The organism is Schaalia sp. Marseille-Q2122 (assembly GCF_903645355.1).
Lineage (GTDB): Bacteria > Actinomycetota > Actinomycetes > Actinomycetales > Actinomycetaceae > Pauljensenia.
On the sequence record NZ_CAHJXR010000002.1, the window covers coordinates 60158 to 79278 of the forward strand.

Annotated in this window: 17 protein-coding genes; 15 read left to right on the forward strand and 2 right to left on the reverse strand. The window is 62.6% G+C overall.

What is annotated here, in order from left to right; genetic code table 11:
• Positions 1-2 precede the first annotated feature (2 nt).
• From HWX48_RS01255 to HWX48_RS01310, 12 genes are all read left to right on the forward strand, one after another.
• Positions 3-947, forward strand: coding sequence for a PfkB family carbohydrate kinase (locus HWX48_RS01255; protein ID WP_175953882.1), 945 nt, complete (start codon positions 3-5; stop codon positions 945-947).
• A 145-nt stretch (positions 948-1092) separates the two neighbouring features.
• Positions 1093-4044 (forward strand): DNA translocase FtsK, encoded by a 2952-nt coding sequence (locus HWX48_RS01260; protein WP_175953884.1) that lies wholly within the window; start codon positions 1093-1095, stop codon positions 4042-4044.
• 20 nt (positions 4045-4064) lie between these two features.
• The gene (gene pgsA, locus HWX48_RS01265) at positions 4065-4688 is read left to right on the forward strand and encodes a CDP-diacylglycerol--glycerol-3-phosphate 3-phosphatidyltransferase (RefSeq protein WP_175953885.1); all 624 of its coding nucleotides are present in this window, start codon (positions 4065-4067) and stop codon (positions 4686-4688) included.
• A gap of 323 nt (positions 4689-5011) precedes the next feature.
• Entirely contained in the window at positions 5012-5347 is a 336-nt protein-coding gene (locus tag HWX48_RS01270) for a helix-turn-helix domain-containing protein (RefSeq protein WP_254872899.1), read from the forward strand.
• A 73-nt stretch (positions 5348-5420) separates the two neighbouring features.
• Positions 5421-5648, forward strand: a complete 228-nt coding sequence (locus HWX48_RS01275; protein ID WP_175953887.1) for a DUF3046 domain-containing protein — start codon at positions 5421-5423, stop codon at positions 5646-5648.
• Positions 5649-5917: 269 nt separating this feature from the next.
• A complete protein-coding gene (gene recA, locus HWX48_RS01280) occupies positions 5918-7006 on the forward strand; it encodes a recombinase RecA (RefSeq protein ID WP_175953889.1) in 1089 nt (362 codons plus the stop codon).
• 207 nt (positions 7007-7213) lie between these two features.
• Positions 7214-7921, forward strand: coding sequence for a regulatory protein RecX (locus tag HWX48_RS01285; protein WP_368483975.1), 708 nt, complete (start codon positions 7214-7216; stop codon positions 7919-7921).
• Complete coding sequence (locus HWX48_RS01290) at positions 7918-8469, forward strand: CinA family protein (protein WP_175953892.1); 552 nt, start codon at positions 7918-7920, stop codon at positions 8467-8469. The genes HWX48_RS01285 and HWX48_RS01290 overlap by 4 nt, the downstream gene beginning before the upstream one ends.
• Positions 8470-8505: 36 nt before the next feature.
• A complete protein-coding gene (miaB, locus tag HWX48_RS01295) occupies positions 8506-10023 on the forward strand; it encodes a tRNA (N6-isopentenyl adenosine(37)-C2)-methylthiotransferase MiaB (RefSeq protein WP_175953894.1) in 1518 nt (505 codons plus the stop codon).
• Positions 10024-10051: 28 nt separating this feature from the next.
• Positions 10052-11050 carry a tRNA (adenosine(37)-N6)-dimethylallyltransferase MiaA gene (gene miaA, locus HWX48_RS01300; protein ID WP_175954318.1) on the forward strand — a complete coding sequence of 333 codons (999 nt, stop codon included), beginning with the start codon at positions 10052-10054 and terminating at the stop codon, positions 11048-11050.
• Positions 11051-11207: 157 nt separating this feature from the next.
• Positions 11208-11435 carry a helix-turn-helix transcriptional regulator gene (locus HWX48_RS01305; protein WP_175953896.1) on the forward strand — a complete coding sequence of 76 codons (228 nt, stop codon included), beginning with the start codon at positions 11208-11210 and terminating at the stop codon, positions 11433-11435.
• Positions 11432-12631 carry a type II toxin-antitoxin system HipA family toxin gene (locus HWX48_RS01310; protein ID WP_254872900.1) on the forward strand — a complete coding sequence of 400 codons (1200 nt, stop codon included), beginning with the start codon at positions 11432-11434 and terminating at the stop codon, positions 12629-12631. Before HWX48_RS01305 ends, HWX48_RS01310 begins: the two co-directional genes overlap by 4 nt.
• A gap of 10 nt (positions 12632-12641) precedes the next feature.
• On the opposite strand, the gene HWX48_RS01315 is transcribed toward HWX48_RS01310, so the two are convergent.
• On the reverse strand, positions 12642-13346 hold the full coding sequence (locus HWX48_RS01315) for an MgtC/SapB family protein (RefSeq protein WP_175953900.1): 705 nt from the start codon (positions 13344-13346) through the stop codon (positions 12642-12644).
• Between the two features lie 206 nt (positions 13347-13552).
• Between HWX48_RS01315 and HWX48_RS01320 the strand changes: the two genes are divergently transcribed.
• A complete protein-coding gene (locus HWX48_RS01320) occupies positions 13553-14545 on the forward strand; it encodes a diaminopimelate epimerase (protein WP_175953902.1) in 993 nt (330 codons plus the stop codon).
• Here HWX48_RS01320 and HWX48_RS01325 read toward each other — a convergent pair.
• Positions 14542-15162 carry a class I SAM-dependent methyltransferase gene (locus tag HWX48_RS01325; protein ID WP_175953904.1) on the reverse strand — a complete coding sequence of 207 codons (621 nt, stop codon included), beginning with the start codon at positions 15160-15162 and terminating at the stop codon, positions 14542-14544. The genes HWX48_RS01320 and HWX48_RS01325 overlap by 4 nt on opposite strands.
• 380 nt (positions 15163-15542) lie before the next feature.
• Between HWX48_RS01325 and hflX the strand changes: the two genes are divergently transcribed.
• The gene (gene hflX / locus HWX48_RS01330) at positions 15543-17102 is read left to right on the forward strand and encodes a GTPase HflX (protein WP_175953906.1); all 1560 of its coding nucleotides are present in this window, start codon (positions 15543-15545) and stop codon (positions 17100-17102) included.
• A complete protein-coding gene (locus HWX48_RS01335) occupies positions 17095-19116 on the forward strand; it encodes an ATP-dependent DNA helicase (protein WP_175953908.1) in 2022 nt (673 codons plus the stop codon). Before hflX ends, HWX48_RS01335 begins: the two co-directional genes overlap by 8 nt.
• Positions 19117-19121 lie beyond the last annotated feature (5 nt).

Here is a 19121-nt window from a genome sequence, read left to right on the forward strand (position 1 = left end):
TCATGCCTGGTCGTTTTATTTCCACGCACTCAATGGTGCTGGCCCTGCCGCTGCACGTGGACCATCTGCCAGAACGCGGGGCCGCCGTTGAAGCGGAGACTGCGGCTGCCCGCCCCGGCGGCGGCTACGTTACCTTGGCGGCGGCCGCAGCTCAGGGGGTGAAAGCCTCCATGGCCTCGCCTCTGGGAACGGGTCCGAATTCCTACACGGTGCGCCAGCACCTGGAGGAGGCCAATGTCGAGATTCTCACTACCGAACTGGTGGGGGATATCGGTATCGCCATCCAGCTTGTCGAGGCCGACGGCTCCACGACCTCCGTGGTCACAGCGGGTGTGGAATCTGAACCCTCCCGCGCCGCACTTGACCGCATTACTCTGCACGACGGGGACCTCGTCCATATCTCCGGTGTGGATCTGACTAACCGCATTGGTGCTGAGACCCTGACCGGCTGGGGGGCGTCCCTGCCGGAGAATGTCACCCTCGTGGTGTCGATCTCTCCTGCTGTAGAGGAAGTGCCGGTGAGCGCCTGGCGGCGCCTGCTCAGCCGCGCCGACGTGGTGACGATGAATATTCGTGAGAAGGCGGCCCTGGATGCGATCTTGACGCGCGCTGAGCCGGGACTGTCGATCCGCCACATTATGCGCCCCCACGCTGCGGTTGTGCGCCGCCTGGGTGTGATGGGCTGTGAACTGCAAGTCAATGAGTCTGCGCCGCGTATTCACCTGCCTGCTTTTGATGCCTTCACGGTGGATACCTCCGGGGTGGGGGACACGCATATTGCCACGATGTGCGCCTCTCTGCTTAAGGGTGCGTCCTTGGAGGATGCCTGCCGTGCGGCTAATGCTGCCGCAGCCTTCACCATCGCTCATGAGTCGGCGCTTCCGGTGCCGACGCTGGCTGATATTGAGCAGATCCTTGAGCAGGGCGGCCTGGTGTATTCCTCCTGAGGGGATCCGCCTGCCTTCCTTCCGGGGGCTGTCTGGGAACTCGCTCAGGTGAACCCTGAAAAATGGTGATATTTGGCCGCTAATGGGGTTGTGCGGCGCGCCGATCCGCCGTGATGCCCTTCGGGCCGGTAGCGTCTGTAGCACCATGGCAAATAGATCATCGTCTTCGAAGAGTTCACGTCAGCGCACCCCGGCTCAAGAGCCCCCGCCGCGCTCCCAAGGTGCCCTCGCACGCTTCTTTTCGGCTTGTGGACGAGGCATTGCCTCTCTCTTCGCCCTGTGGAAAGCGACGGACGCCCAGGTCAAACGTGACGCCCTTGCTTTCGTCATGCTTGCCCTGGCAATCGTCGTGGCCCTGCGTGAATGGTTCAGAGTCTCTGGCCAGGCAGGAGACTTCATCCACCACGGCTCGGCTGGCCTGGTGGGCATCTTCTCCGTCGTGCTGCCGGTGGTATTTGTGGCTCTTGCTATCGACCTGTTCAAGGCCCGCTCCTTGAACTCTGCTTTGCCTCACCACATGGCTGGCGGGATGGGCATTGTGTGTGCCTTGACGGGACTGGTCCATGTGACCAGCGGCAACCCCGCGGCCTCGCCCATTGAGGGGATTGAGGCTGCCGGTGGTGTTATCGGCTGGTTTGTTGCCAGCCCTCTGGTGACCCTCCTGTCTGCGTGGGGTGCGGGTGCGCTGCTGGTGCTTTTGTTGGTGTATTCGGTCCTGCTGGCGACGCGTACTCGCGTTGCTGACGTGCCCCAGCGTCTGCGTGAGTTCCGCGATCGCTTTATTCGCCGCACGCCCCGCAGCACTGGCGAGGATCTGGCCGCTGATCTTGACCAGGCTGGCGGTGGACGCCGTCCCTCGCGTGACCACTTGGCCGCTGGGGATGATCCCTTCCTTGATCAGTATGACGCTGACGAGGCCTTCCGCCGCGCTGCCGACGCTGATGCCGCACCTCATGTGGATCTTGCCGGGGGCGCCTATGATCCTGCCTACGGTGAGGCCGAATATGACGAACCCGGCGACTACTACGCTGCCGGTGAAGGCCATTTTGATGCCTTTGGTGCTGATCAGACTGACGCGACCATGGTGCTGCCGACCTCGCCTGCCGGTGGGGACGTGGATGGGGATGCTCCCACGGAAGTCTTTGCTATTCCCGTAGAACTTCAGCAGGAGGCTCAGCAGGGCGTGGCGGCCGCCGAGAACGCTTCTGACGAGGGCGACGCCGAAGCTGGCTTTACGCCCCAAGAAGCGCCCCCTGTGGAATACCACCTGCCCACCGAGGATCTCCTGGTCCGCGGCACCCCTCACAAGACCCGCTCAGCCGTCAACGACCAGGTCGTTCAGGCTTTGCAGCAGGTCCTCGCCGAATTTAAGGTCGACGCAACGGTGACGGGCTTTTCTCGCGGCCCGACGGTCACCCGCTATGAGGTGACGCTCGGCCCGGGCGTGAAGGTCGACCGCATCACCAACCTGTCCAAGAATATTGCCTACGCTGTGGCCAGCGCTGATGTGCGTATCCTGTCCCCAATTCCAGGCAAGAGCGCCATCGGCGTGGAGATCCCCAACGCCGACCGAGAGACCGTGGCCCTGGGTGACGTCCTCCGTTCGGGCGCCGCCAAGCGCAATCAGCATCCGCTGGTGGTGGGTGTCGGTAAGGATGTTGAGGGCGGCTACGTGGTGACGAACCTGGCCAAGACCCCGCACCTGCTGGTGGCTGGCCAGACGGGTTCTGGTAAGTCGAGCTTCGTGAACTCCATGATTACCTCCATCATGATGCGTGCCACCCCCGAGCAGGTGCGCATGATCCTGGTGGACCCCAAGCGTGTGGAACTCACGATCTATGAGGGTATCCCGCACTTGATTTCGCCGATTATCACCGACCCGAAGAAGGCTGCTGAAGCCCTTGAGTGGGTGGTGCGTGAGATGGATGCTCGTTACGACGATCTGGCAGCCTTTGGGTTTAAGCACGTGGATGATTTCAACCAGGCCGTGCGCGCCGGGCAGGTTCAGGTGCCCTTGGGCTTGGAACGCAAGCTCCAGCCCTACCCCTACCTGCTCGTGGTTGTTGATGAGCTTGCGGACCTCATGATGGTTGCCCCACGTGATGTGGAAGCCTCCGTCCAGCGTATTACTCAGTTGGCGCGTGCTGCCGGTATTCACCTGGTGCTTGCCACGCAGCGCCCGTCGGCTGATGTGGTGACGGGTCTGATTAAGGCCAATGTGCCGTCTCGTTTGGCGTTTGCGACTTCCTCACTGGTGGACTCGCGCGTCATCCTTGACCAGCCGGGCGCTGAGAAGCTCATTGGTCAAGGTGACGCCCTCTACTTGCCCGCTGGCGCCCCTAAGCCCATGCGCGTCCAGGGTGCGTGGGTAACGGAATCGGAGATTCACTCCATCGTCGCCCACGTGAAATCCCAGATGCAGGCCCAGTACCGTCCCGACGTGGTTGCTCCCGCTAAGACCGCGAAGGTTGCCGAGGATATTGGTGACGATCTGGATGATCTGCTCCAAGCCGCCGAGTTGGTGATTTCCACCCGCCTGGGCTCAACCTCCATGCTCCAGCGCAAGTTGCGCGTGGGTTTTGCGCGCGCGGGCCGCCTCATGGACCTGCTCGAATCGCGCGAAATCGTCGGCCCCTCTGAAGGGTCTAAGGCCCGCGAGGTCCTCGTCGAACCCGAGCAGCTGCCCGAAATCCTCGCCATGTTGCGCGGGGAAACCACCCCCATTCCCGAACCCGAGATTTCGGCCCTGCCTGAGCCTGCTGCGTCGGCCTCGTCAATGGGGGCGGCGGTGCAGGTGGCTGACGAGGCCGACGCCGTCGGCGAGCCACGTGCAAACAGCTGGGAAGAGGCCGGCGGGCCAGAGGATGCGGCCGAGGAGGAAAGCACCTTCTACGCCGTGGAATCCCCAGTGAGGACGAGCGGCACGCATGCCACTATCGCTTCAGAAAGTGCGTCGGCGCAGGAGGATGCTGCGCCCACCTACGCCCCTGACCCTCCCGCCGATCCCTACGCCGGATACAACTTTGGTGGCCGCGTGGACTGGGAGGATGAGGAACCTGACGAGAATGAGGATGCCTGGCAACTAACAGGCAGGTAAGAGAGGGTAATATTCGAGGTATGGAACAGAACGTCTCTGCGATCGATCGATCGAAAAAGGTGCCCGTCCTCAACGTGCCCAACGCGTTGACGGTGCTGCGCATCGTTCTTGTTCCGATCTTTATTGCCCTTCTCTTCCAAAAGACACTGACTGCTCAGTGGTGGGCGGTGGCGGTGTTTGTTGTCGCCTCACTCTCGGATCACCTTGATGGTGAGATCGCCCGACGGAATGGGTGGATCACCGATTTTGGGCGGATTGCCGATCCCATTGCGGACAAGGCTCTGACCCTGGGTGCTTTTCTTGCCCTGTCGTGGATGGGGGATTTGCCCTGGTATTTCACGATTCTGGTGGCCATTCGTGAGCTGGGCATTACCTGGTGGAGGAGTGTGCTTTTACGGCAGGGCATCGTGGTCGCAGCCAATATGGGTGGCAAGCTGAAGACCGTTCTTCAGCTGCTGTTGATCTTCCTCATGATCTTGCCGTGGGCGAGCATGCTGGATGTGGAGTCTGTCGGCATGGCGATCGCGAGCTACTCGGTGCTGATAACCATGTGGGCTGCGTTGATTGTCACAGTCTGGTCGGGCATTGACTACATTCTTGATGGCCGTCGCATGGGCAAGGAGCTGAAGAAGGAAGGCGTGTAAGGAAAGGACGAGGGCGTGAGTGCCCGGGTTGTCTGTGTGCGCTGATCTGACATGAAGGGAGCTTCCCCTGGGGGAGGCTCCCTTTTTCCTGCCTATTGGCGTTTTGCTGCCATTGTGTGTCGTGCTGTTGGTGGCCGTTCACGCAAATACGGGGTGGTGCTGTCATGCTGATGGATGTCAGGGGGAGAGCCTTGATCGTCGGTGACAGGAAGGAGTGCTCATGAGTCGCTTGCTGCGGCCGCCGCCCTCGTGGTCGGCCCTGAGAAGAGCCCCGAAAGATCCCTGAATGTGATCGGAAAAGGTGAACGGAGGTGCGCGCGCATATGGATTCGCGATACAGTCAGAACATGATCTCAACGACTACCTCTCCACTGCTGCGAGTTGAACTCGGTGCAGTCCTGCGTCAGCTCCGCAATGCGCGAGGCTGGACGCTGCGCGAGGTAGCCCAGGAAAGCCAGGTTGCTCTCGGCTACCTCTCTGAGATTGAACGAGGCCGTAAGGAGGCCTCTTCTGAACTGCTCAACGCCATCTGCGAAGCATTGGGCGTGCCCCTGTGGTACGTCCTGCGCGAAGTATCAGACCGCATGGCGATTCTTGACGGCACCGTGGCACCCGAACGTGTTTCCGAACCTGTCGTGCCCGTCACCCTCATTAGCTGACTGGTAGACGAGGGCGATGCGCGCACGTGGGTGCCTCCGCATAGCTCGGTAGCGCAGATTCGGTACGACGAGAGTGAAACGATCAGAGTTCTGGCAGGCGGTAGACGCAGTCTATGGGCCCTCCCTTGGCCGTTCCCTGGTGGTTGACCTTTACCTGCCGGCCTGTTCAGGCACTGCCCAAGAAGCCCTTGATCGCGGGTTGGAGCCGGACGCCGTGTGGGCGGCCCTCATTGAGGAAACCGGCCAGAGTGAGGAAGCGCGCTGGGTCCACCGTATCGATCCGAAGAGGCGCCGCCGCTAGAAGCTGGCTCATCCCTGTGTGGGGGAGTGCTTCATATGTGACGTAGCGGGCATCTCATTTCCCGCGTGTCGCACTCATCGAACACCTGTTCCATCTATGCTGTGGATACGCGCAGCACGAAACACGTTATCCACAGTGGCAATGTGCCAACGTGCCTATGTCTCATGGTCGGACTTAGCGTGTGTGGTGACCCCGGAGAGGGGAGAACACCACATTTCAGACCAGCCCTTATTTATGGCCGGAGAGGCCTCAACCGGAAGGACAGTTCCATGGCAGCACGAAAGAGCGCCACCCCCGCAGCCCCTGCAGGCAGCGACCGCAACAAGGCGCTGGAAGTCGCCCTCGCTCAAATCGACAAGCAATTCGGCAAGGGCTCCATCATGCGCCTTGGCGATGACACCCGTCCCCCGGTTCAGGTCATTCCCACCGGCTCCCTCGCCCTTGACGTCGCCCTCGGTATTGGCGGCCTGCCACGCGGGCGCGTCATCGAAGTCTACGGCCCCGAATCCTCCGGTAAGACCACCGTGGCCCTTCACGCTGTAGCCAACGCTCAGCGCGCCGGTGGTAACGCCGCCTTCATTGACGCTGAGCACGCCCTTGACCCCGTCTACGCTCGAGCTCTGGGTGTTGATACCGACTCCCTGCTCGTCTCCCAGCCCGACACCGGTGAACAGGCCCTCGAAATCGCCGACATGCTGATCCGTTCGGGCGGCATCGACATTATCGTCATCGACTCGGTGGCTGCCCTGGTTCCCAAGGCAGAAATCGAAGGCGAAATGGGTGACTCCCACGTGGGTCTGCAGGCGCGCCTCATGAGCCAGGCTCTGCGTAAGATCACCGGCGCCCTGTCGGCTACCGGCACCACCGCCATCTTCATTAACCAGCTGCGTGAAAAGATTGGCGTCTTCTTCGGCTCGCCCGAAACCACTACCGGCGGTAAAGCACTGAAGTTCTACGCTTCTGTGCGTATTGACGTGCGTCGTATTGAAACCCTCAAGGAAGCCGGTGCACCTGTCGGCAACCGCACCCGTGCCAAGATCGTCAAGAACAAGATGGCCCCGCCCTTCAAGCAGGCTGAATTCGATATCCTTTACGGCCGTGGCATCTCTCGTGAAGGCTCCATTATCGACATGGGCGTCGAATACGGCGTGATCCGAAAGTCGGGCTCCTGGTTCACCTATGGGGATGACCAGCTGGGGCAGGGCAAGGAAAATGTCCGCCAATTCCTGGCCGACAATCCTGAACTCTCCACTGAGATTGAGAATAAGATCCTCGCGGAGTTGGGTATTGGCGATGTTCCTGAAGAAGCACCCAATACGAAGTCTGCCGCATCTGATGAAGAGGATGCTGGATTCTGAGCGCCCAGCCTCGCCCGCACCCCACGTGCGGGCGAGGCGCGCATCAGGCCGCTCACGTGACCTGACACAGCCCAGACCTGACACAGCACAGGCATGTCAAAGCACAGACCTGACACTGCCCAGGCATGTCACAGCAGTGTCCTGAGCTAGCTCTCATCGAGCCCTGAGCTGGCACGACCTTTTCCAGACCCATCCCTGAGGTGAATCGTGGTTCGCTATCTCGATCCGGAGCATTACCCAGAATTAGGTGACGACACGGAGTTCACCTCTCTCCCCACTGTTGGGGCAACCTCTTCAGGTGAGGACGACGTTGAACGCGTGTCACACACAGCCCAGCGGGCTAAGAAAGCCCGGACAAAGAAGCAGGTCTCTCCCGCTGAACGTCTCGCTGCTATGCGGGAAAAGAACGCGGCGCTGAGCGGCGTGGCGGCCGTTGAGGGCGCGCGCGAAGTCGCCCTCCGCCAGCTTGATACCCGCTCCCGCTCCCGGGCAGAACTACACGCGGCCATCACTCAGCGCGGCTTCAGTGAAGAGATCGCCGAAGAAGTCCTTGATCGTCTGACAGCTGTGGGCCTCATTGATGACGGAGCCTTTGCTGCGATGATCGTCCGCGAACGCTTTGCCCTGCGCGGCGCCACCGGCCGTGCCCTGCGTGAGGAGCTTCAACGTAAAGGCATTGATAGCGCCACGATCGCCCAGGCCATGAGTGTCATCAGCGAGGAGGACGCCTACGAGCGCGCCCTTGACCTGGCACAACGCAAGGCGCGAAGCATGGGCGGCATCGACCGGCGTAAAGCCTGGGGGCGCCTCTCGGGCATGCTGGCTCGAAAAGGTTATGCTCCCTCTATCTGCCAGCGCGTCATTGCTGAGGTGCTGGAAGACTGGGGTGCAGACCAGGAGGAGGAGTACCTGTGACGCTTGACGATCGAACGCCGGATCAGTCCCGGGCTGCTGACGCTCTTGATGCCCTCAGGCAGGCCGGGCTATCCCTCGCCACCGCCGAATCCCTCACCGGCGGGGGAGTGTGCGCGCGCCTCGTTGAAATCCCTGGCGCCTCCGACGTCGTGCGCGGCGGGGTGTGCACCTACACCTCCGCACTGAAGCATGGAATCCTCGGTGTCGATGCTGAGCTCCTGGCTGAACGCGGCCCCGTTGACGGGGAGGTTGCCGCCCAGATGGCCCAAGGGGCGCGCAAATTATTCAACGCCGACTATGCGATTTCCACCACCGGCGTCGCCGGCCCCGGCCCCGCCGACGGGCACCCAGCGGGCACCGTTTATATGGCCCTCGCCATGCCCTCAGGCACGATAATCCACCGTTTTTCCTTCACTGGCAGCCGCAACGAGGTGCGAGAACAAGCCATTTCCCAGGCGATCACCCTCCTGGATGAGGCCCTGCGGGCGCAGGGCGCGTCGGCCTCGCCCTCGTTCACCGACGACAGCGCACACCCAGCTGAGCGCTGACCCCGCTACACTGTCCACACGATGAGCACTACACCTATGTCTACCCTGCCCCGCACCTACGCCGTGCGCACCCTGGGCTGCCAGATGAACGAGCACGACTCGGAACGCATGGCTGGCCTGCTGGAAGCTGAAGGCTTGATCCCCGTGTCACAGGTGCCCGAGGCTGCTGCCCGCGCAACTGACGCTGGCGATATGGGCGCCGACGTCATTGTCATCAACACCTGCTCCGTGCGCGAAAACGCCGCGACCCGTCTCTTCGGCAACCTCGGCCAACTGGCAGCCGTCAAGCGTGAACGCCCTGGCATGCAGATTGCGGTGGGTGGCTGCCTGGCCCAGCAGATGCGTGACGGCATTATCGAAAAGGCGCCGTGGGTAGACGCTGTTTTCGGCACCCACAATATTGATGTGCTCCCCGCCCTCCTGCGTCGCGCCGAACACAACCGTGAGGCCGCCGTAGAGATTGAAGAAGCCCTCAAGGTCTTTCCCTCCACCCTGCCCACTCACCGCGAGTCCGCGTTCGCCGCATGGGTGTCGATCTCGGTGGGCTGCAATAACACCTGCACCTTCTGCATCGTTCCCCACCTGCGCGGTAAGGAACGCGACCGCCGCCCCGGCGAGATCCTCTCCGAGGTGCAGGCCGTGGTGGACCAGGGCGCAATCGAAGTGACCCTGCTTGGCCAGAACGTGAACTCCTACGGTGTGGGCTTTGGCGATCGTGGGGCTTTCGCTAAGCTCTTGCGCGCTGTCGGTGAGATTGAGGGCCTGGAGCGCGTGCGCTTCACCTCTCCCCACCCTGCTGCCTTCACCGACGACGTCATCGCCGCGATGGCCGAGACGCCCACCGTCATGCCCAGCCTGCACATGCCCCTCCAGTCGGGTTCGGATGCCGTGCTGCGCCAGATGCGACGCTCCTACCGCCGTGAGCGTTTCATGGGCATCCTGGAGCGCGTGCGCGCTGCTATCCCGGACGCGGCCATTACCACCGACATTATTGTCGGCTTCCCCGGTGAGACTGAGGAGGACTTCCAGCAGACCCTGGAGGTTGTCGAGGAGGCACGCTTCTCCTCTGCCTTCACCTTCCTGTACTCGCCGCGCCCAGGTACTCCCGCCGCCGATCGCGAGGACCAGGTACCTGACGATGTGGCTCTGGAGCGCTACAAGCGCCTGATTGCCCTGCAAGAGCGCATCTGCGCCGAGGATAACGCCGCCCTGGCTGGCACCACCGTTGAGGTGCTCATTGGCGAGGGTGAAGGCCGTAAGGATGGTGCGACGCACCGCATCTCGGGCCGCGCCCGCGACAATCGCCTGGTCCACGTTGCCCTACCTGAAGGAATGGCCGAGGAGGATCGCCCGCGTCCTGGTGACATGGTGCGTGCGACGGTTACTTATGGTGCGCCCCACCACCTGCTGGCCGATTCTGCGTTGGAGGGCGGTTTGTTCGAGCTGCGTCGCACCCGCGCGGGGGATGCCTGGCAGGCGCGCCAGAAGAAGGAAGAGGACAATCGCGTGGGCTTGGGTATTCCCACTTTGCGCGTGGGTCCGCCGACGCGCTGAACTGTGCGTTGCGAGCGCCGTGAACACGATGACTGCTGCTGATATTCGCCCGCATGAGTTGATTGTGGCCGTGGTGGGGCCGACCGCTTCGGGCAAGTCCGACCTGGCTTTGGACTTGTGCGAGTCGCTGCCTGCGTTGATGGGTGCAGGTTCGGGAGAGCTGGTGAGTGCTGATGCGCTGCAGTTCTACCGCGGCATGGATATTGGTACGGCCAAGACTCCCGTGGAGGAGCGCCGCAGCATTCCGCATCATCAGATCGATGTGCTGGATGTGCGCGAGGAGGCCTCCGTTGCGGCCTACCAGCAGGCGGCGCGCGAGGATATCGCGGCCATTCATGCGCGGGGGAATGTCGCAATCGTGGCGGGCGGTTCGGGCTTGTATCAGCGGGCCCTCCTGGATGTCATTGATTTTCCGGGCACTGACCCTGCGGTGCGGGCGCGCCTGGAGGCCGAAGCTGAGGGGCCACTTGGCTCGCGTGGCTTGCATGAGCGTTTGCAGGAACTTGATCCTGTCGCGGCTGAGCGCATTGATCCGCATAATGCGCGCAGGATCGTGCGAGCCCTGGAGGTTATTGAGCTGACGGGTAAGCCTTTCTCAGCCAGTATGCCCCGCCACGAGTTCATTCGCCCGGCGGTCATGGTGGCGATCCGCTGGGACATGGCCGACCTGGATGAGCGTATTGCCGTGCGCACGCGCGTGATGTTTGAGCAGGGGCTGATCGAGGAAACACGAGCCCTGCTGGATGCTGGCTTGCGTGAGGCGAAAACGGCTTCGCGCGCTACCGGTTACGCTCAGGCGATTGCCGTCATTGACGGTGAGATGAGCGTGCCCGAGGCAATCGAGTCGGTGGCCTTGGCGACGCGGCAGTTGGCGCGCCGTCAGGTGAAGTGGTTGCGTCCTGATCCGCGGGTTGTGTGGATTGACGCGCAGGCTGTACGAGGCGAGGGCGCGGCCTTCCCTTCGTGTGATGGGGAGCGTTTGCGCGTGGCGGCCGAGCAGATTGTGGAGGCCGAGCTCGCGCGGTGAGGGAAGAGCCAGTAGTGCCTGCGGAGTGTCGCTACCGACGCCCCAAAAACGGAAGAATCCTTCCGAAAGTCTTGCTTTTGTACGCTTGCCTCCCTTAAGATCCGCATATCGGAAGTATTCTTCCGATAAGTAGCTCATGGTGGGGAAGGGAGGGAAGATGACCGCACAGGCAACTCAGCATGAGGCTTTCGCTGAACAGGTCGGCGCCGCGATCCGTGCCGCCCGCCGACGCCTTGGTATGACCCAGGAAGAGCTCGCTGAACTCATTGGCGTCTCAGATCGAACCATGCGCAGCATTGAACAAGGGAAAACAGGAGTCTCCTTCGATTCCGTTATTCGCGCAGCTCAGGCGGTCGGAGTGCGATGGGAGGTGCGAACATCATGACGCTCGCCCCAACGGCTGATGTGTACAAGGCAGGTCACCTCGCTGCGCATATCACCCTCACGTCAACGGGCGAGACGATCTTGGGCTACATCTCTGGCTATGACGGCCCTCCTCTAGCGACAACTCTTCCAGTCACAGACACCGATATCCTCACGCCCAACGGAGCCCTCCCCGCCTTCTTCACTGGACTTCTCCCTGAAGGAGCGCGCCTAGAACGCCTGAAGCAGTGTTCTAAACAGAGCTTGAGTAATGAACTCAGGCTCCTCCTTGAAGTCGGCGCCGATGTGCTGGGAGACGTGCAGGTCGTGCCCCATGGTGCCCTACCTCAGGACGTCGAAGCGCTGGTGCATGAGAGCCTCACGGAAATGGTCTTTGCTGATCTGTTGACACAGGTCGATCGCCGCGCACTTCCTGGGGTGCAAGAAAAAGCCTCGGCGGCAATGATCTCCATCCCCACCCGTGTGCGCAAAGAAAATACGACTCGGACCCCGCAATGTCCGCGTGAGGGCATTATTAAGCTTGATCCTCCGCGCTACCTCGCCCTCACCGCGAACGAGTTCCAGCACCTCCAAGCCGCGCGCAAACTCGGTATTCCCGTCGCTCAAGCAGAGCTCGTTCAGGATTCACGAGGGGAGAGCGCCCTCTTCGTTGAGCGTTTTGACCGCGTGTGTGTGGAGGGGCAGATTGTGCGCATTGCCTGCGAGGATGCCGCGCAGGTCATGGGCGTCACGCCGGCCATGAAATACGAGGTGGCAAGTGAAGATGTCGTGGAAGCCCTGTCAGAGCTGTGCGCTGGCCAGGCCGCAGCCCGCCGTAACCTCTACCTCCAATTCCTCTACGCCTGGCTCACCGGCAATGGTGACGTGCACGCCAAGAACCTCTCCATCCTTCGCGGACCTACAGGCTGGGAGATCGCGCCCATGTATGACCTGCCCTGCACCCTCGTCTACGGGGATGATGAGATGGCCCTGAGCCTTCAGGGACGAAAAAAGAAGCTCACACTCGACCACTGGCGTGGCTTTGCCGACGCCCTCGGCCTGCCAGAAAAATCCCTGCCGAGGATCTTTACCCGCGCCCTCCGGGCGACATCCCTCGTTGACTGGGAGCGCCTGCCCTTCACAGGCTCCGTCCTTCACGGAGTCCAGCGGGAACTTGCCTCACGCCGCTGGCAGTGCGAACGCTTCCTCGACCAGTAACGACAGTCGATCAGTCCAGATCGTTACGGTCGATCTGATCGACGGCGTGGACCTTGGGGATGGCGGCAAGGGAGGACAAGAGCTGGCGTTGAGGATGCGGGCCGTCAAACTTCATGACCACCCTCATGCCTCGTCCTTCTTCGGTCTCAATATGCGCCGTTGAGGTGACCACGGCGGTGTAACCCTGCTCGGATGCCGTCGCCAAAATGCGGTGCATGACGCCCTGCCCCGACTCATACTCAATGACGGTGCGCATATTCCGGTTCGCACTCGGCAGGCGATTCATCAACGGGCCAATGGCGAACACCACCAGGTAGTGCAAGAACAGCGCGTAGAAAGCAATGTGGAACATGCCAGCGCCGCAGGACATCCCCAGTGCAGCAGAGAGCCACACGGTGGCGGCCGTCGTCAATCCACGCACTGCATCGTTGTTGACGAAGATAACGCCAGCGCCGATAAAGCCAATGCCGGAGACAATCTGGGCGGCAATACGCGCCGGATCGGTAGAGATCGCGCCACCGTGCAGGGGAGCAAAACCATAGGCAGAGATCAGGGTAAACACGCAAGCACCCATTCCTACCAGCACGTGGGTCTTCACGCCAGCATTCTTGTGGTGGAATTGGCGCTCAACGCCAAGTAGCGTGCACAGCAGGAAACACACCGTCAAGGCAATGAGCTGCTGCACGATAGGTGAGAGCTCAGCTAAAACCAGCATGGCGAGATCCTCCATCACGGGCGCAATACCAGCGACAATGCCTCACAGTGGCGACGCATCGTCCTCATCCCAAGGATACGTGAGCGACCACGAGGGCGAGGGTAAAGCCCTGAGCGTTGCGGCCAGCCGACCCCGCTCCTGCGCCCGGCGAGGCCGGTGCGCGAACAGCCTCGCCTACCAGCACCCTTGTGGACTAGCGTGGATGCATGGAACACGCTCTGCCTCGAATGTGGAAGGCCCACGGCACTGGCAACCACTTCATCCTCATTGACGACCCCGAGGGCGCTTTCACCCTCACGGCCGATATGGTGGCGCGACTGTGCGATGTGCGCACGGGCATTGGTGCTGACGGCGTCATTCGCGTCATGCAGCGCGGAGGCCTGTGGTTTATGGACTACCGCAACGCCGACGGGTCGATTGCGGAAATGTGCGGCAACGGGGTGCGGGTATTTGTCGACCACCTGCGCCGACGCGGCTTCGTTGACTTGGAGGTCGGGCAGAGTCTCACCATCGACACCCGTGGCGGCACTCGTGAGGTGGATGTCATTCCCGCTCCCACTTTTGGGGATGAATCTGCGGGGGGCATCTGGTATCGAGTGAATATGGGGCCAGCCGTTGTGAGTGGTGTGGGAGACATGAGCGTGCAGGTCGCCGGCGTGCCCGGCACCTATAGCGCCACCCGCATCGCCATGCCCAACCCGCACGCGGTGATCGTTCTCGACAGTGCGGAAACGCTGCGCGGCGCGATTCTGCCCACCGTTGATAATAACGAGGCCCCCGCCCCCATGCGCGCCACCTACACGCCCGCGCCAGAGGCCGGGGTGAATCTGGAAATGATTGTGCGTGAGCCCGACATGCCCGCAGCATCCCACGAATCCCCGGATGCGGGAAGGCGCGGACACCTGCTTATGCGCGTCCTCGAACGCGGGGTGGGGGAGACGGCCTCCTGCGGCACGGGCTGCTGCGCGGCCGCTGTCGCCGCCACCATGGCCGCCTTCTCTGCGCCTTTCACGCCTGACGAGGCCACCGCCGCGCCGACCTCGTGGGTCATCGACATTCCCGGCGGGCGAGTGGTCGTCGACTGCGCGGGCGTCGTCGAGCGCGACGCAGCGGGCGAGATCCGCCTATCGAGCGATACTCCGGTCTATCTGTCGGGCCCGGCTACGCCGGTAGCCGAGATCATCCTGAGTGCTCTTTAAGCGCGGCGCGCCTCGACCTCAATAATGCGGTAGCCCTTCTTGGAGGCGATCTTCGCAGCGGGGAAGCCCTGCTCGTTGAGCCAGGCGATGAGGGAATCAGCACCCAGGTTGCGCTGGACCACCAGGTAGGCGCGGCCCTCCTCTGCCAGCAGGCTCAGCCAGTCGGTGAGCATCGCGTGCATCGCTTCCTTACCGATACGCACCGGTGGATTGGACCAGATGAGGTCAAAACGCGCGCCCTCGGCCCGAGCCTTCTCCAAGGCATCGGGCGCTGGCAGGACCTGGATATTCGTCCCGCCATTGACCGCAGCATTCCGCACGGTCAAGTCCATCGCGCGGCTATTGACATCCACGGCCCAGATCTCAGCCTCGGGGGATTCGCAGGCCAGGGTGACAGCAATCGGACCCCACCCGCAACCCAGGTCAAGGAAGCGGCCCGAGGCCGGGGGCTGAGGTGCCTCGGCCAGAAGCTGGCGGGTGCCCAAGTCCAAGCGGGAACCCGAAAAAACCTTATCCGACACCCACATTTGCAGGTCGTGCCCGCGGGCGGTGAAGGTCAGGAGGCGAAGGTCATCCTCGTTGGCGGGGGCTTGATCCGAAAAATACTGCTGTTCCACGCCACTGAGCGTACTTCACTGCGTACTTCAGTGCCTACTCCACTGCCTCCTCCACTGGCTCCTTTACTGCCTCCTTCGCGGGCTTGCCCGCAGGACCTGCTGTGCGCGAGCCTGCCTGCTTGCAGCTCCGGGCAGTCTGCAAGGGCGCTCCCAGACGCGAGTTCGCGCGTGTGCGCTCAGGGATCTGTTTCGCCGCATGCCCACACGATCTCTGTTGATCTCACACCCTGCGGATCACTCAAATCCGGGGCGCTCGTGCGACACTAGAGGGCGTGTCCACCACTGACATACCCGGACCGGACACGCCCTGCGCTCCCCGCGCACACACTGATCGATGAGCGAATCCCACCCGTTGGCCTCGCTCAGCAATGGAGGAATGTATGTCCCACACCACGCCCACCGCCGGTGACGACGCACGCGACGCCGCCACCCTCAACGAGCCTGTCAGCGGGGCAGGCGCAGGTGGCGACGGTGTGGACCACATCCAGCGCGCCGAGGACGTCGTCGCCCGCGTCCTCGCCCGCCAAGGAACCGCTCTGGCCTCCACCGTCGACCACAACCGGGAGGACGACGCCGGTGCCCTCGAACGTGAGGCTCGCGCCGGTACTCGACGCACCCGTTCAGGCTCCACCGAACTCGAAGACGTCTCCGAGGTCGAATACCGCCAGATCCGCCTCGAACGCGTGGTCCTGGTGGGCCTGCGCACCACCGGCACCCAGGAGGAAGCCGAAGTCTCCCTGCGTGAACTCGCTGCCCTGGCTGAAACCGCAGGTTCTGAAGTGTGTGACGCCCTCATTCAACGCCGCGCCCACCCTGACCCGGCCACCTACCTGGGCAAGGGTAAGGCCCACGACCTGGCCGACATTGTCAAAGACACCGGCGCGGACACGGTCATTGTCGACGGCGAACTCGCCCCCTCCCAGCGCCGCGGCCTTGAGGACGTCGTCAAGGTCAAGGTCGTGGACCGCACGGCGTTGATCCTCGACATCTTCGCCCAGCACGCCAAGTCCCGTGAAGGTAAGGCGCAGGTGGAGTTGGCTCAGCTTGAATACCTCCTGCCGCGCCTGCGCGGTTGGGGTGAATCCATGTCGCGTCAGGCCGGTGGCCGAGTCGCAGGCGGTGAAGGTATTGGTTCGCGCGGTCCGGGTGAAACGAAGATCGAACTCGACCGCCGCCGCATCCGCACCCGCATGGCGAAACTACGCCAGCAAATCCGCGAGATGGAGCCCTCACGCCGCACCCAGCGTGCCTCACGCCGCAAGGGGGGCGTACCCTCCGTAGCGATCGCCGGCTACACGAATGCCGGTAAGTCCACCCTGCTTAACCGTATTACCGGCGCTGAGGTGCTGGTCGAGGACGCCCTCTTTGCCACCCTTGACCCCACTGTGCGCCGCTCCACCACCCCCGATGGGCGCGTCTACACCCTGTCGGACACGGTCGGTTTCGTCCGCCACCTGCCCACCCAGCTGGTCGAGGCCTTCCGTTCCACCCTGGAAGAGGTTGCCGAGGCTGACCTGATCCTCCACGTCGTTGACGCCGCTCACCCTGATCCCGTTGGTCAGGTGGCCGCCGTGCACCTCGTCTTTGACACCATTGAGGGTGCCCGCGACATCCCTGAACTCATTGTCCTCAACAAGGCTGACCTGGCTACGCCCGAGCAGCTGGCGCTACTGCGCACCACTTTCCCCGACTCGGTGGCGGTCTCTGCCTACACGGGCCTGGGCATTGAAGGCCTGCAACTGCGCATCCAAGACCTCCTGCCCCAGCCGCGGGTGACGGTTGACCTCGTCATTCCCTACTCTTACGGCGCACTCATCCACGAGGTGCATGAAGATGGCGAGATTCTCAGCGAAGAATACGTGGGGGAGGGGACGCATATTGTCGCCCGCGTTGATGAAGCTCTGGCTGCGCGGCTGAAGGAAGCTGCCGTGCATGGCTGAGGAGGATCGCAGCGCAGCTGGGGTAGTGGAGGAGCGGGGGGAGCCTGACTCTTCCCAGAGTCACAGCGATCTTACGCGCATTGCGCTGGCTACCCTCACCCGGGTGGTGGAGTCCATGGGGGGCTCCACTCGCGCTGGGCAGATCGAGATGGTCACGGAAAGCTGCTCGGCCATTGAAAAGGCTGAACATTTGCTCGTTCAGGCGGGCACAGGCACAGGCAAATCCCTGGGCTACCTAGTGCCAGCCCTGACCTACAGCGCACTGGAACACAAGCGCGCGCTCATCTCCACAGCGACCTTGGCCCTGCAACGCCAGATCCTCGTCAAAGCCCCCCCCGCCGTTGTCGAGGCGATTGCCCAAACGACGGGGCGCATCATGGACGTGGCCCTGCTCAAGGGCTGGGCGAACTACCTGTGTCTGCATAAGCTGACCGGCGGATACCCCGGCGAAGAGGGCACTCTCTTTGACGGTGCCGACGCGGTCTTTGACCAGCCCTCCTCGCCCCTGGGCCGTGAAATCATGCGCATCCGACAGTGGGCGAAGACCACTGACACGGGCGACCGCGATGACCTGGTCCCCGGCGTCTCCGACCGTGCTTGGCGCCAGGTTTCCCTGCAACGCCGCGAGTGCCTGGGCAAGTCATGCCCCATGCTCGATGAATGTTTCCCCCAGGCAGCCCGCGACCATGCCCAAGAAGCCGATCTCATCATCACGAACCACTCACTGCTTGGAATCCACGCCACCAGTGAGGGAGATATTTTCCCTGAGATTGATCTGCTGATTGTCGACGAGGCGCATGAACTCGCCGAGCGCGTGCGCGACCAGGCCAGCCAGGAAATCTCCTTGGGTTCTCTCATGCGGGTTGCTCGCACCGCTCGCACGCAGGTCAAAGCCGACGTGCAAGCTCTCGAAGAAGCGGCCACCGCTATCGGTGCCATCCTTGAAACCCTTGACGATGGTCTGATTCTCAGCCGTCCCGATAATCTCGACGCCGCCATGCACGCCCTGGACGGAGCTGTACGGGACTGCCTCTCGCAGGTGAGCAAAGGCGGGGGAGAGGCTGCCGCCAAGCAGCTTGCGCGGGCCGCCCTCGAAGAGCTCCTGGGCGTCCTGGATGCATGGTCGCGGCCCGCTGAGCATTCCATCACCTGGGTGAATCGACCATGGCGAGATGGTGAGATCGGAGCGCCTCAGCTCATTATCGCCCCCCTGGATGTGGCCTTCCCCCTGGGAACGGTTGCCCTGGGAGATCGGCCCGCAATCCTGACCTCCGCCACGCTGTCCCTGGGGAACTCCTTTGAGACGATCGCCTACCAAACGGGATTAAAGGTGTCCTCTCGCCCCTGGCGAGGCATTGACGTGGGAACCCCCTTTGAGCCCGACAAGCAGGGCATTATGTACCTGCCCACCCATCTGCCAGAGCCCGGCCCGCAGGGGCCCTCTGAGGCTGCCCTGCGTGAGCTCGTTGATCTGGCTAATGCTAGTGGGGGTGGCGTCCTCGCACTCTTTTCTTCGTGGCGAGGGGTTGAAGCTGGTGCGGCAGCGTTGAGGGAGAACACCGACTTTGAGATTCTCGTCCACGGGGAGGAAAGCGTTGCCGCCCTCGTTCAGCGTTTCCGCGACAACCGTGATTCCTGTCTGGTGGGCACCATGACCTTCTGGCAAGGCGTGGACGTGGTCGGACCTGCGTGCCGCCTGGTGGTTATTGATCGTATTCCCTTCCCGCGTCCCGATGATCCGGTGGCGCAGGCGCGCTCACGCGACGCTGAACGGCGCGGCCAATCAGGCTTCTACGCCGTGAGTCTGACTCACGCCGCGCTGATGATGGCCCAGGCATCAGGACGTCTCCTGCGCTCTCACGAGGACCGCGGCATGGTGGCGGTGCTGGATCGGCGCCTGACCGAAAAGAAGTACGGCGGGGATATTCGTGCGTCTATGCCGCCGATGTGGCCCACGCAGAATAAGGACACGGCGCTGGGCGCCCTGGCGCGCCTGCGTGAAGGCCTGGACTAACAGGC

Excerpts from the sequence above, each read along its gene's own strand:
- HWX48_RS01255 (WP_175953882.1), top strand. The coding sequence starts at position 3 with ATGCCTGGTCGTTTTATTTCCACGCACTCAATGGTGCTGGCCCTGCCG.
- HWX48_RS01260 (WP_175953884.1), top strand. The coding sequence starts at position 1,093 with ATGGCAAATAGATCATCGTCTTCGAAGAGTTCACGTCAGCGCACCCCG.
- pgsA (WP_175953885.1), top strand. The coding sequence starts at position 4,065 with ATGGAACAGAACGTCTCTGCGATCGATCGATCGAAAAAGGTGCCCGTC.
- HWX48_RS01270 (WP_254872899.1), top strand. The coding sequence starts at position 5,012 with ATGGATTCGCGATACAGTCAGAACATGATCTCAACGACTACCTCTCCA.
- recA (WP_175953889.1), top strand. The coding sequence starts at position 5,918 with ATGGCAGCACGAAAGAGCGCCACCCCCGCAGCCCCTGCAGGCAGCGAC.
- miaB (WP_175953894.1), top strand. The coding sequence starts at position 8,506 with ATGTCTACCCTGCCCCGCACCTACGCCGTGCGCACCCTGGGCTGCCAG.
- miaA (WP_175954318.1), top strand. The coding sequence starts at position 10,052 with ATGACTGCTGCTGATATTCGCCCGCATGAGTTGATTGTGGCCGTGGTG.
- HWX48_RS01305 (WP_175953896.1), top strand. The coding sequence starts at position 11,208 with ATGACCGCACAGGCAACTCAGCATGAGGCTTTCGCTGAACAGGTCGGC.
- HWX48_RS01310 (WP_254872900.1), top strand. The coding sequence starts at position 11,432 with ATGACGCTCGCCCCAACGGCTGATGTGTACAAGGCAGGTCACCTCGCT.
- HWX48_RS01315 (WP_175953900.1), bottom strand. The coding sequence starts at position 13,346 with ATGCTGGTTTTAGCTGAGCTCTCACCTATCGTGCAGCAGCTCATTGCC.
- HWX48_RS01320 (WP_175953902.1), top strand. The coding sequence starts at position 13,553 with ATGGAACACGCTCTGCCTCGAATGTGGAAGGCCCACGGCACTGGCAAC.
- hflX (WP_175953906.1), top strand. The coding sequence starts at position 15,543 with ATGTCCCACACCACGCCCACCGCCGGTGACGACGCACGCGACGCCGCC.
- HWX48_RS01335 (WP_175953908.1), top strand. The coding sequence starts at position 17,095 with ATGGCTGAGGAGGATCGCAGCGCAGCTGGGGTAGTGGAGGAGCGGGGG.